The sequence below is a fragment of the Pedococcus sp. NPDC057267 genome (assembly GCF_042668795.1).
Classification (GTDB): Bacteria; Actinomycetota; Actinomycetes; order Actinomycetales; family Dermatophilaceae; genus Pedococcus.
Genome location: NZ_JBHUYG010000008.1, coordinates 50,866 through 63,569, shown reverse-complemented (window position 1 = coordinate 63,569; position 12,704 = coordinate 50,866). Strand labels below are relative to the sequence as shown.

Genomic DNA, 12,704 nt, shown 5'->3' with positions numbered 1-12,704 from the left:
CGCTCGAGGGGAGCGGGGGGCACGCGGCGTGGCGGAGCCTGCGCGGGCGTCAGGGACGCTGCGGGGGCTTGCGGTTGGCGGTCTCCAGCCCGGGACGGACCTCCTGCTCCTGGGGAGCAGCCTCGATCGCCTCGTGGTCGTGGCCGTCGTGGTGCGCCGCGGCGAGCTCGGCCGGGGTGACCGGGTCGATGCGGTCGGTGAAGTAGAACCGCGACAGGGCTGCACGGGCCCTGTCCTTGCGGGCCGTGGGGGAGGCCACACCGTTCTCGTCGGTCGCGGCCCCGAGCTGCAGGACCTCGTGCGGGTCGTGCTGGACGAGGTTCCACCGGGTGTACTCGTCGAGCGGCTCGTGCTGCTCGAAGAACTGCCCGTCCGCCGTGCGGATGATGCGGCCGGTCTCGCGGCCGTGCAGGACCAGGTCGCGGTCACGGCGCTGCAGCGACAGGCAGATCCGCTTGGTCACCCAGAAGGCGATGACCGGGAAGACGAAGACGCCGACCCGGAAGATGTGCGTCAGGTCGTTGATCGACACGTGCAGCTTGATCGCCATGAGGTCGTTGCCCGACGCGAAGAGGAGCACGCCGTACCAGACCAGCGCAGCCACGCCGAGACCCGTGCGGGTCGGGTTGTTGCGCGGGCGGTCGAGCAGGTGGTGCTCGCGCTTGTCACCCGTGACCCAGGACTCGAGGAACGGGTAGGCGGCCATGAGCCCGTACATCACGGGGATGAGCAGGATGGCGCCGATCATGACGTTGAAGCTGAAGGTGAACCCGAAGGCGGTGAACTCGAGCCAGCCGGGCAGCAGGCGCAACGCGCCGTCGGCGAAGCCCATGTACCAGTCGGGCTGGGACCCGGCCGTCACCGGCGACGGGTCGTACGGCCCGTACGCCCAGATCGGGTTGATCGTCACGACCGCCGAGATGAGGGCGATGACGCCGAAGACGATGAAGAAGAAGCCACCGGCCTTGGCGGCATACACCGGCATGACGGGGTAGCCGACGACGTTGTCGTTGGTGCGGCCCGGGCCGGGGTACTGGGTGTGCTTGTGCACGAACACGAGCCCGATGTGGACGGTGAACAGGCCGACGAGGATCGCCGGGAGCAGCAGCACGTGCACGGCGTACAGGCGGGGGATGATCGCCTCGCCCGGGAAGGCGCCGTCGAAGAGGAAGTACGACAAGTAGGAGCCGATGACGGGCACCGAGCGCATGAAGCCCTCGGCGGCGCGCAGGCCGGTGCCAGAGAGCAGGTCGTCGGGCAGGGAGTAGCCGGCGAAGCCCTCGACCAGGGCCAGCATCGACAGGATGCAGCCGATGACCCAGTTGATCTCACGCGGCTTGCGGAACGCGCCGGTGAAGAAGACGCGCAGCATGTGGACCGACAGCGCCACGATGAACATCAGCGCGGCCCAGTGGTGGATCTGCCGGATGAGCAGGCCCCCGCGGATGTCGAAGGAGATGTCGACGGTCGAGCGGTAGGCCTCGGAGACCGTGACGCCCTTGAGCGGCAGGTAGGAGCCGTCGTAGATCACCTGGCCGGCGCTGGGCACGAACCAGAAGGTGAGGAACGTGCCCGAGAGCAGGCAGATGATCATCGAGTACATGGCGACTTCGCCGAGCATGAACGACCAGTGGTCCGGGAAGACCTTCTTCATGAGGTAGCCGAACGGCTTCGCGGCACCCGTGCGGTCGTCGAGCCAGCCCGCTACGCCCCCGATCGCCTTGGCACCGGGGGAGTGGGGAGCCTCGTGCTTCGGGTCGTCGGCGCGGAGCCGGTCGGCGCCGCGTGCGGTTGATGTGGTGCTCATGCGTGTCCACGCTCCCAGAAGCTCGGGCCGACCGCCTCGCGGAACGGGGCGTCGGCCACCAGGTATCCCTCAGAGTCCACTGTAATCTTCAGCTGCGGGAGCGGCCGGTGGGCCGGTCCGAAGATGACCTTGCAGTCGTCGGTGACGTCGAACGTCGACTGGTGGCACGGGCACAGCAGGTGGTGCGTCTGCTGCTCGTAGAGCCCGACCGGGCAACCGACGTGGGTGCAGATCTTGGAGTAGGCGACGATCCCCTCGTGGCCCCAGTCGCGCTCCTTCTGCGGCTTGATGTCCTCGGGGTTGAGGCGCATCAGCAGGACGGCGGCCTTGGCCTTGTCCTCGAGCACGTGCTGGGAGTCCTTGATCGACTCGGGCAGGACGTGGAAGACCGAGCCGATGGTGACCTGGTCGGCGCGGATCGGCGTGCGCTCGGGGTCGCGGACCAGCCGGTCGCCCTTCTTCCAGATCGTCTTGGACAGCTCGTCCTTGGGGAGCGGGCCGAGGCCACCGACGAGCGGCAGCAGCAGGGCGATCGGCGGCAGCGCCAGCGCTCCCGCGAGGGAGAACTTGATGAGGGGGCGCCGACCGATCTGGGACTTGCCGCCCTCGACGACGAAGTTGTCGACAGCGCGCTTGCGGTCCTCGTCGCTGGCGCGCTGCGGGTGGCGCTCCTCGACCATCTCGGTGTCGGGCATGAGCGTCTTGGCCCAGTGGACGGCCCCCACGCCGACGCCGAGGAGGGCGAACGCGAGGCAGACGCCGAGGACGACGTTGTAGAGGTTCGCCTTCCCGATGCCGGGCAGGAACGCGGCCTGCTCCGGGTCGATCGCGAAGTAGGCGATCACGAACAGGACCGTCGCCAGGCTGGAGATGCCGAAGAGCGTCGCGACCTGCTTCTCGGCGCGCTTGGCGGCCTTCTCGTCGAGGTCGCTCATGCGGGCGACGTGCGGCGGCAGGCCCGGGTTCTCGAACCGGGCGGGGAGGCCGCCCGTGCCCTCGATGTGGCCCTGGTCGAGCCGGACGGCGTTCGCGCCGTAGCCGTCGCCGTCGGTGGGGACGACCTCGCCGCGGGGCGTGTCGTGTTCGCTCATCGTGTCGTCGATCCCGTCGAGTCGCAGGAGTGGGTTACGGAGTGGGGCGAAGCGGCCGGGGCGAGCGTCATGCCGCCTTCTTCCCCAGCCAGACCGCGAACGCCACCATGATGCCCAGGCCGAAGACCCAGGCGAAGAGGCCCTCGGACACCGGGCCGAGGTTGCCGAGGTTCATCCCGCCGACGTTCTCCTCCTTGTCGACCGCGTGGAGGTAGGCCACGATGTCGTTCTTGCTCTGGGGGGAGATGTTCTGGTCGTTGAAGACCGGCATCGACTGCGGGCCGGTCACCATGGCCTCGTAGATGTGCTTGCCCTCGACGTTGCGCAGGCTCGGGGCGTACTTGCCCCGGGTGAGCGCACCGCCGGAACCCGCGAAGTTGTGGCACATGGCGCAGTTCACGCGGAAGAGCTGGGCGCCCTTGGCGACGTCGCCGCCCTCACCGCTGGAGTACTGCGCGTCCGGGATGGCCGGGCCGGGGGCCAGCGAGGCGACGTACGCGGCCATGGCCGAGATCTCGTCCTGGTTGAACCGGACCACCGCGCGGGGCGCCTGCACGTTCGGGGCGGCCAGCGGCATACGACCCGTGCCCACCTGGAAGTCGACGGCGGCCGCGCCGACACCCGCGAGCGAGGGGCCGGCCTTGGTGCCCTGGGCCTGCAGCCCGTGGCAGGTCGCGCAGTTGGCGAGGAAGAGCTTCTTGCCCTGCTCGACCTGGTCGGCCGAGGCCGTGGCGGCGCTGGCCGCCTTGGGGGCGAAGGCCGAGTAGGCGAGGCCGGTCACGACCAGGCCCAGGAGGATCAGCAGGGCGATGGCGGCCGGGTGGCGGCGACGGGCGGCCAGTGCGTTCACGGTGCGGTCCTGTCGGTGGTGGCGGGAGCGGCGAGGGGCATGGGGGAGTTCGGAGTCACTTCAGCAGGTAGATGGTCGCGAACAGCGCGATCCACACCACGTCGACGAAGTGCCAGTAGTACGAGGTGACGACCGCGCCCGCTGCCTGGGCGTGGCTGTAGTGCCGGGTCGTGAAGGTGCGGCCGATGATGAGCAGGAAGGCCAGCAGGCCACCGGTGACGTGCAGGGCGTGGAAGCCGGTGGTGAGGTAGAAGACCGAGCCGTATGCGCTCGAGGACAGCGTGATGCCCTCGTGGACGAGCTCGGAGTACTCGAGCACCTGGCCGGAGACGAAGATCGCGCCGAAGACGTACGTCAGGACGTACCACTCGCGCATGCCCCAGGCCTTGAGGTCCAGCAGCTTCGCGTCGCCGCGGTGGGCCTTGCCGTGCTCGGCGGCGTGGACGCCGAGCTGGCACCACACCGACGAGATGACGAGGATCAGCGTGTTGACGCTGGCGTACGGCACGTTCAGCACGCTCGTCGAGGTGCGCCAGAGCTCCGGCTCCACCGAGCGGATCGTGAAGTACATCGCGAACAGGCCCGCGAAGAACATCAGCTCGCTGGCCAGCCACACGATCGTGCCGACCGACACCATGTTGGGCCGGGAGACGGGGCCGTGTCCGGGGATGCTCGCCGGGCGCGAGGGTTCTGAAGTCACTGCGGATGCTGTCGCCACGTGCGCCATTATTGCCACATTCGCATCGCGGCACACCGGCGGCCCCCCGTGAGGTGTGCCTCGGGCCCGGGGTGGGCGCCCGTGACGCGCGCCGCACGCCGGGGGCGGGCGCCCGGCGGGTGCCTGGCACCGCACCGGTAGCATCGGGCGCATGACCGCTCCGCACGCCCCCGCCGCCGAGCCGGCGACCTCGTCGGCCGCCCCGGCCCGCCAGATCTCGGTGCTGCTCTACAGCGACGACCGCACCACCCGCGACGCCGTGCGCGTCACCGTGGGCCGGCGTCCGGCCCGCGACGTCGAGGTCACCTCCTGGCGCGAGTGCGCCACCGCTGCGGCGGTCATCGAGGCGGTGGAGAACACCCGCTTCGACGTGCTCATCCTGGACGGCGAGGCGGCTCCGACCGGCGGCCTCGGCCTGTGCCGCCAGCTCAAGAGCGAGATCTTCAACTGCCCGCCGATCCTCGTGCTGACCGGTCGGCCGCAGGACGGCTGGCTGGCCACCTGGTCGCTCGCCGACCTCGCGGTGCCGCACCCGCTGGACCCGGTCGCGCTGGCGAACGCCGTCGCTCAGCTGGGCCGCGGCGGGCGTCCGACCGCCGGCTGACCGTGGACGCCACGGCTCCGGCCGCCTTCACGTGGCCGGACCTGCTGACCGAGCTCATCGCGGGCCGGGACCTCACGACCGACCAGGCTGCCTGGGCCATGGGTGAGGTGATGCGCGGTGAGGCGTCGCCCGTCCAGCTGGCCGGGTTCCTCGTGGCCCTGCGGGCCAAGGGCGAGACCGTCGACGAGCTGCGCGGGCTGGCCGACATGATGCTCGAGCACGCGAACCGCATCGACGTGCCCGGGCCGAGCCTCGACATCGTCGGCACCGGCGGCGACCGCGCGCACACGGTCAACATCTCGACGATGTCCTCGATCGTCATCGCCGCGAGCGGGGTCCGGGTCGTCAAGCACGGCAACCGCGCCGCCTCGTCGTCCTCGGGATCGGCCGACGTCCTCGAGGCCCTCGGCGTCGACCTCACGCTGTCCCCGGAGCGCGTGGCCGAGGTCGCCCACGAGGCCGGGATCACCTTCTGCTTCGCCCAGACCTTCCACCCGGCGATGCGGCACGCCGCCGCGGCTCGCGGTGGCCTGGGCGTGGCGACCGCCTTCAACGCCCTCGGCCCGCTCACCAACCCGGCGCGGCCCACGTATGCCGCGGTGGGTGTCGCCAATGCGGCGCAGGCGCCGCTCATGGCCGGCGTCTTCGCCGGGCGCGGCACGGACGCTGCCGTGTTCCGCGGTGACGACGGCCTCGACGAGCTCACCCTGGCGACCACCTCGCACGTGTGGTGGGTCCGCGGCGGTCAGGTCGTGGAGCGCACCGTCGACCCCGAGCAGCTCGGCCTCGCGCTGCAGCCGATCGAGGCGCTGCGCGGTGCCGACGCCGTGCACAACGCCCAGGTCGCACGCGACGTCTTCGCCGGTGCGCCCGGCGCGCCCCGGGACGCCGTGGTGCTCAACGCCGGGCTCGCGCTGGCCCTCACCGAGCCGGACCGCGGGTCCTCCGACGCCGACTTCACGGCGCAGGTCCGGGCCGGCATGGACCGGGCCGAGCACGCGCTCGACTCCGGCGCCGCCCAGCAGCGGCTCGAGGCCTGGGCGGCGGCCACCCGTCGCTGACCCGCCGCACCGCGGCCGCGGGATGCAGCTCCGCGGCGACACGGTGCAGGCGGGTCCGGGTCAGGCCACCGTGGCGGCCGCACGCAGGACCGCCGCCACCGACTGGTCGACGTCGTCCTGCGTCGTGGTGGCGTTCGAGACCGACACGCGCATGAGCCGCCGTCCGTGCCAGGTCGTGCCGCCGAGCCAGCACGTCCCGTCCGCCTGGACGGCCTCGACCACCCGGTCGGTGCGGGCGTCGTCGCCGAAGGACACGAGCACCTGGTTGAGGACGACGTCGTTGACGACCTCGGCGCCTCCGGTGGCCAGGCCGTCGGCGAACCGCCGGGCGTGCGCGCAGCAGCGGTCGACGAGGTCGGTGATGCCGCTGCGCCCCAGCTCGCGCATCGCGGCCCAGACGGCGAAGCCCCGGGCGCGCCGGGACGACTCCGGCACCACGTCGCCGAGCAGCGGGGTCGTTCCCGAGTGCCCGGTGAGGTATGCCGCCGTGTACGACAGGGTGGCTGCCGCCACCTCCGGGTGGGCCGTGATCGCCAGCCCGACGTCGTAGGGGACGTTGAGCCACTTGTGCGCGTCGCACGACCAGGAGTCGGCCAGCTCCACGCCGTCGAGCTGGTCCGCCGTCGACGGCGAGGCCGCCGCCCACAGGCCGAACGCCCCGTCGACGTGCACCCACGCGTCGTGGGCACGGGCGACCGCGGTCGCGGCCCGCAGGTCGTCGGTCGCGCCGGTGTTCACGTTGCCGGCCTGCAGGCACACGATCACCGGGCCGCTGCCCTGCGCCAGGACGTCGGCGAGGGCGCCGGTGTCGATCGCGCCGTTCGGCCCTGCCGCGACCTCGCGCACGCTCGAGGTGCCCAGCCCCAGCAGGCGCAGGCTGCGGTCGATGGTGGCGTGCCGCTCCGCGCTCGCGACCACGCGCACGGCGGGGGCGCCGAGCAGGCCGTCGCGCTCGACGTCCCAGCCGGCCCCCGAGAGGACGTGGTGGCGGGCGGCCGCGAGCCCGGCGGTGTTGGCCCCCTGAGCCCCGGTCACGAAGCCCACCGACGCGCGGGCGGGCAGGCCGAGCACGTCGGTGACCCAGCGGCCGGCGACCTGCTCTGCGGCCGCGGCCGCCGGTGACAGGGTCGCGTTGAACGCGCACTGGTCCCAGCCGACAGCCACCATGTCGGCGGCCGTCGCGGCCGGGGTCGCCCCGCCGATGACGTACCCGAAGAAGCGGGGGCCGACGCTGCCCGTCACGCCGGGGGCGAAGCCGGCGACGAGCTCGTCCAGCACCTGTTCGGCGTCGCGCGGCTCGTCCTGCAGCGTCGTGTCGAGCCCGGCGAGCAGGTCGGGCAGCGCCGCCGGGGCGGGCACGGGGCGCGAGCCGACCGCGGCCCGGTGGTCGGCCGCGACGTCGGCGGCCCGGTGGAACAGCGCGTGCATCGTGTCCATGGCCAGACGTTACGCGCGCGCGCCACCACCGGGATCCGCCCGGCGGACGACTCCCAACGGAGGCGGCCCGCGCCCGGCAGGGGTGCAGCGGTCAGCTCAGCGAGGCCAGCCAGCTGATCGCGTGCCGCGCGTTCGCACGGCGCTGCTCGTACCGCGCCCCGATGGCGAGGAGCGCCACGCCCAGCGTGCCGAGGGTGAGGAACCGCGGCAGGTGCACGGCATACGGCCCGAGCTGGGTGATCCCCACGACGACGGCCGCGGCGGCACCGAGGACCACGAGCGCCTGCCAGCGTCGCCACGCGCCCACGACGAGCACGACCACGGCGACGGTGACCGCGAGCAGCGGTCGCAGCAGTCCGTCGTCGACGGCGGTGAACAGGGCCGAGGGGAGGAGCCCGACGGCCAGGCCGGGACCGGCGACCAGCCACGACCGGCGCCCGAGGAGCTGCGCGGACCAGAGGCCGGCCGCCAGCAGGAGCAGAGCCGGCGGGAGGGTGTACGCCTCGAGCGTGGTGACGTCGGCATGCAGCAGCTCGACCCAGCTGGCCGTCGTGGCGGCGGCGACGCCGACCAGGACCACGGGACGCCGGCTCGCCGGGACGGAGGTGCCCAGGGCGGCGAGGGCGTAGAGGAACGCGGCCGCCGCCGTGGAGTGCGGCAGGTCGCGGTCCAGGCCGAGGGCGAGGGCGAGCACGCCGACGACGATCGCGAAGCCGCCGAGCACGGGCTCTTCCGGCCGCAGGCGCCGCCATGCCGTCAGGCCGGCCAGGACGAGGGCGGTGAGCGCCAGCGACGCCCACTCGGCGTACGAGGAGACGAGCAGGCCCACCTCGCGGGCCAGTCCCGTGCCGGTGACCACCGCGACGGCGGTGGCGGCGGGCCGCAGGGTCGGTCGCAGCACCGCGGTGCCGACCCCTGCGACCGTCGCGCACGCGAGGACGGCGACGACCACGGGTCGGTCGAGCCCCTGTGTGACGGCGTCGGCCAGGGCGGCCACGAGGGCGATGGCGCCGACCGTCCCCAGCGGGACCTCCTCGGCCCGGCGGGGCCGCACGAGTGCTGCGGCGACGAGGCCCAGTCCGACCGCCGCGACCGCCACGACGGCCGTGGCCTCGTCGACGAGGTCGGCGGTGAGCCACGTGGCGCCGACCGCGCAGGCCGCCGCGACACCGGACGCCAGCGCCCGCCAGGGGTGACGCACGACGGCGACGGCGGTCGCGGCGACGGCAGCCGCCGCGAGGACGCAGGCCTGCGCGGGCTGCGAGGCGTGGACGACGGTCGCCAGGAAGGCCGCGACCAGTACTGCGGTCACCTCGGCCTCCAGCCAGAGCTGCCCGACCCGGCTGCGCAGGGGACGCACCGCCACCACGGCCACGACGACAGCGGCGAGCAGGACGCCGAGCGCCGCGGCCGCGACCGGCGCCAGCTGCACGGACAGGCTCAGGACCGCGACCGGGGCGGTCCCGCTGGCGACGGCGGCGAGGACGCCGACGGCCCGCCAGTCGCCGGTGAGCCAGCGTTGCGCCCAGTCGGCGCGGACGGCCGCTCGTGAGCCGAGCCCCGCGGAACGCTCGCGCACCACACGGGCGACGACCAGGGCGCCGAGCGCCGCGACGGCCAGCAGCAGCGCGTCGGCCAGCAGGGCGTTGGTCCGCAGGTCCCCGGGCTCCACGTCGGCCGCGATCGCGGTGGCCAGTGCGGCCCCGACGACGAGCCAGCCCGCGGCGGGCCCGGTGGCAGCCCGGCGCACGACGCCGAGCGTCGGCGGCAGGGCGAGGTGCAGCAGGGCGAACAGTGGGGCACCGAGCAGGGCCAGCACCGCGGTGGGCAGCGCCTGGGCGGGGACCGTGACGACCGCCCCCCACGCGACGGAGGCGGCCGTGAGCGAGAGGACGCCGAAGGCCGCGACGCGGCGGTCCCGCCGGTGCAGGGCGGCGAGGACGAGCGCCACGAGGAGGCCGGACACGGCGGTGTAGGCGTGGACGTCGACGCCGTCGAGGCCGGCGAGCCCGAACCGGCGCGCGGCGGACGCGTCGAGCAGGAGCAGGCCACCCGCGACCACCGCGAGGGCCTCCGCGCTGCTGGGCAGGTGGCGCCGTGACAGCACCAGCGAGGCCTGGCAGGCGAGTGCCGTGAGGCCGGCCATCACGAGCACCTGGCCGTAGCGACCGATGACGAACCAGGCGACGGCCAGGGCGATCGACCCGGCGACGAGGACCAGCAGGACACCCACCGCGAGCAGCGTCTGCTGCGTCGTCCACGAGCGGTGTGGCGGCCGGGGTGCCTCGGCCGGCGGGAGGGGTTCAGCCCCCTGCGGCGCACCGGCAAAGACGACTCCCGGCGTCGTGGCGGTGGCGCCGGGCGCGGGTGCCGACAGCGCGGCGAGGAGCGCCCGGCGCTCGCTCGAGAGCCGGGCCAGCGCCTGGTCGACCTCCCACAGCCGGACGGCGTCGGGGCCGGTGAGCCGGACGCCGCAGCGGGGGCACTGCTGGGGACTGGGCGGCAGCTCGGTGCCGCAGGAGGGGCAGGGGATCGAGGCCATCGGTCCTTCTCGAGCCGGTGGCGCACCGGACGGCGCGCCCTCGGGAGCGAGTGTGCCCGCGGCGCGCCCCGGGCGGATGGGGCCTAGTACCCAGATGAGCCGTTCGGCGGACTAGTCACCGTCGAGGCCGAGGCTGAAGGCCGCCTCGAGGTCGTGCCGCGAGTACGTGCGGAAGGCGATGTGGGTGTTGGTGCCGATGACGCCCTGCACCTTGTTGAGCCGGCCCGCGATCACGTCGTTGAGCTCCTCGTGCTCGCGCACCCGCACCATGGCGATCAGGTCGGCGTCGCCGGCCACGGAGTAGACCTCCGACACCCCGTCGAGCTCGGCGATGGCCTGGGCCACCTCGGGGATGCGGTCGACGTCGGCGTTGACGAGAACGATGGCGGTGATCACGCGCCCACTGTATCGGCGCCGTGCGGGCTGCTGGCTAGGACGCCGCGACGAACCCGGGGACCGCGCGGCGTGCCACGGCGTCCGGCTCGAGGGCTGCGCGGGCGCCGCCGGCGCCCCCGACCGGGCAGGTCCACTCGCCGTCGAGGTCGACGAGGCGGACGCCGGGCGTCTCCAGCCAGCGCAGGATCTTCTCCGTCTCCTCGGGGAGGGCGGCCGGCGCGGGCCAGGGGGCGGGCAGCACCATCTCCGCGCTGGCGCGGGCGGCGTCGATGTAGGGCATGGGGTCGGCGCCACGCGGCGCGACGGTGCTCGCCGCGAGCCGCCCGTGGCGGACGACGACGACCTCCCAGCCGCCGGCCGGCGCAGGCCGGGCGGCGACGATCTCGGGGCTGGCGGCCAGGGGCGCGATGCGCTGGGCGCGGGCGATGCCGCGCACGAGGGCGAGGAGCCGGTCCCTGACCTCGCCGGCGTCCTCGTAGCGCTCCTGCTCGGCCAGGGTGCCCATGCGCGAGCGCAGGGCGGTCACGACCTGGCGCGAGTCGCCGACGAGGGCGTGGACCGCGTCGCGCACGACGACGGCATACTCCTCGACGCTCTGGGCGCCGGTGCACGGTGCGCCGCAGCGCCCCATGTCGGCCAGCGCGCACGAGCCGACCCGGCGGGTGGGGGAGAGGCGCTGGACGCACTGCCGCAGGGGGATGACCTCGTGCACGGCGGCCACCGCGGCCTCGGCGGACGCGCGACTGCCGAAGGGGCCGATGTACTTGGCGCCGTCGCCGCGCACCTCGCGCACGATCGACAGCCGGGGGAACGCCTCGACCGTGAGCTTGACCCAGGTCGCGCGCTCGGGGGACTTGGAGCGGCGGTTGTAGCGGGGCTTGTGCTCGGCGATCAGGCGCAGCTCGCGCACCTCGGCCTCGAGGGTGGTGGCGCAGACGATGGGCGTGACGCTCTCGGCGATGCGCACCATCTCGGACATGCGGGTGCGCTGCTCGGAGCCGGTGAAGTAGCTGCGCACCCGGGTGCGGATGTTGACCGAGGTGCCGACGTAGAGGACCCGGCCCTGGCCGTCCTTGAACTGGTAGACGCCCGGGGCGTCGGGCAGGCCGTCGGCGAGCCAGCGCTTGCGGCGCTGGGCCGGGCTCACCCGCGAGGTGTAGGACGACAGCTCCTCGAGGGTGCGCACCCCGAGGTTGCCGACGCGCTCGATGAGGCCGTGCAGCACGTCGACGGTCGCGCGGGCGTCGTGCAGCGCGCGGTGGTCGGGCACCGTGCTGGCGCCGAACAACGCGGCGAGCGAGGACAGCTTGTGGTTGCGGGCCTCGTCGCGGGTGACGAGCTGGCGGGCGAGGTGCACGGTGTCGACGACCGCGTGGCGCGGCCACTCGATGCCCTGCTGGCGGGCGGCCGCCTTGAGGAAGCCGACGTCGAAGCCGGCGTTGTGGGCCACGAGGACCGACCCGCGCGCGAACTCGAGGAACGCCGGCAGCGCGGACTCGATGCGGGGGGCGTCGGCGACCATCGCGGTCGTGATGCCGGTCAGCGCCTGGATGAACGGGGGGATCGGCAGGTGCGGGTTGACCAGGGTCTGGAACTCGCCCAGCACCTGCCCGCCGCGCACCTTGACCGCCCCGATCTCGGTGATGGCGCTGTCGTTGGGGTTGCCGCCGGTGGTCTCGAGGTCGACGACGACGAACGTGACAGCGGCCAGAGCCGTGCCCAAGTCGTCGAAGGTGCCCTGGACCATCTGCATGGACCTGACGGTAGGGCGGCGGGGTGACAGCCCCGTGCAGGCGCGCCACCCGGGACCCCCACGACGTGGGTGCGGGTATGCCGTGCGGGAACCGTTGTCGGTGGTGGCACCTAGCGTCGTGGGCAGGTGGACGACCGCCCCGGCGGGCGTCCCGGGTACCGGCCACCACGACCCGACCACCACGACCCGACCGCAGGACCCGACCACGAGAGAGGTGATCGCCGTGATCATCGACTGCCAGACCTGCCCCGTGCGGGACCTGCACTGCGCCGACTGCATGGTGCCCGCCCTGCTGGCCTTCCAGGACGCCCAGCTCCCGCTCGACGCGGCCGAGCGGGCCGCCGTGACGCGGTTCGTCGAGGCCGGCCTCGTGTCCGTGCCCGAGGCCTCGTCGGTGCAGGCGCGCCGTGAGCCGTGGGGGGCCCACGCCCGCGCAGTCGGCTGA

The 12,704-nt window shown here is 73.6% G+C and carries 11 protein-coding genes; 3 read left to right on the top strand and 8 right to left on the bottom strand.

The window, feature by feature from the left end:
* Positions 1 to 49 precede the first annotated feature (49 nt).
* From ACFUC1_RS03695 to ACFUC1_RS03680, 4 genes are all read right to left on the bottom strand, one after another.
* Positions 50 to 1,807, bottom strand: coding sequence for a cytochrome bc complex cytochrome b subunit (locus ACFUC1_RS03695; RefSeq protein WP_379116737.1), 1,758 nt, complete (start codon positions 1,805 to 1,807; stop codon positions 50 to 52).
* A complete protein-coding gene (locus ACFUC1_RS03690; protein ID WP_379116735.1) occupies positions 1,804 to 2,898 on the bottom strand; it encodes a Rieske 2Fe-2S domain-containing protein in 1,095 nt (364 codons plus the stop codon). Before ACFUC1_RS03690 ends, ACFUC1_RS03695 begins: the two co-directional genes overlap by 4 nt.
* 67 nt (positions 2,899 to 2,965) lie before the next feature.
* Complete coding sequence (locus ACFUC1_RS03685) at positions 2,966 to 3,748, bottom strand: c-type cytochrome (protein ID WP_379116732.1); 783 nt, start codon at positions 3,746 to 3,748, stop codon at positions 2,966 to 2,968.
* A 55-nt stretch (positions 3,749 to 3,803) separates the two neighbouring features.
* On the bottom strand, positions 3,804 to 4,475 hold the full coding sequence (locus ACFUC1_RS03680; RefSeq protein ID WP_379116731.1) for a heme-copper oxidase subunit III: 672 nt from the start codon (positions 4,473 to 4,475) through the stop codon (positions 3,804 to 3,806).
* A gap of 142 nt (positions 4,476 to 4,617) precedes the next feature.
* Between ACFUC1_RS03680 and ACFUC1_RS03675 the strand changes: the two genes are divergently transcribed.
* Positions 4,618 to 5,070 (top strand): hypothetical protein, encoded by a 453-nt coding sequence (locus ACFUC1_RS03675; protein WP_379116729.1) that lies wholly within the window; start codon positions 4,618 to 4,620, stop codon positions 5,068 to 5,070.
* A gap of 2 nt (positions 5,071 to 5,072) precedes the next feature.
* Entirely contained in the window at positions 5,073 to 6,131 is a 1,059-nt protein-coding gene (gene trpD / locus ACFUC1_RS03670; RefSeq protein ID WP_379116726.1) for an anthranilate phosphoribosyltransferase, read from the top strand.
* A gap of 60 nt (positions 6,132 to 6,191) precedes the next feature.
* Here trpD and ACFUC1_RS03665 read toward each other — a convergent pair whose 3' ends face one another.
* From ACFUC1_RS03665 to ACFUC1_RS03650, 4 genes are all read right to left on the bottom strand, one after another.
* Positions 6,192 to 7,568, bottom strand: coding sequence for a pyridoxal phosphate-dependent decarboxylase family protein (locus tag ACFUC1_RS03665; protein ID WP_379116724.1), 1,377 nt, complete (start codon positions 7,566 to 7,568; stop codon positions 6,192 to 6,194).
* 91 nt (positions 7,569 to 7,659) lie between these two features.
* A complete protein-coding gene (locus ACFUC1_RS03660; RefSeq protein WP_379116722.1) occupies positions 7,660 to 10,110 on the bottom strand; it encodes an SCO7613 C-terminal domain-containing membrane protein in 2,451 nt (816 codons plus the stop codon).
* A 111-nt stretch (positions 10,111 to 10,221) separates the two neighbouring features.
* Positions 10,222 to 10,506 carry an Lrp/AsnC ligand binding domain-containing protein gene (locus ACFUC1_RS03655; RefSeq protein ID WP_310156095.1) on the bottom strand — a complete coding sequence of 95 codons (285 nt, stop codon included), beginning with the start codon at positions 10,504 to 10,506 and terminating at the stop codon, positions 10,222 to 10,224.
* Positions 10,507 to 10,540: 34 nt separating this feature from the next.
* On the bottom strand, positions 10,541 to 12,259 hold the full coding sequence (locus ACFUC1_RS03650) for a DEDD exonuclease domain-containing protein (RefSeq protein ID WP_379116720.1): 1,719 nt from the start codon (positions 12,257 to 12,259) through the stop codon (positions 10,541 to 10,543).
* Positions 12,260 to 12,377: 118 nt separating this feature from the next.
* On the opposite strand from ACFUC1_RS03650, the gene ACFUC1_RS03645 reads away from it, so the two are divergent.
* Positions 12,378 to 12,704, top strand: a complete 327-nt coding sequence (locus ACFUC1_RS03645; RefSeq protein WP_379116718.1) for a hypothetical protein — start codon at positions 12,378 to 12,380, stop codon at positions 12,702 to 12,704.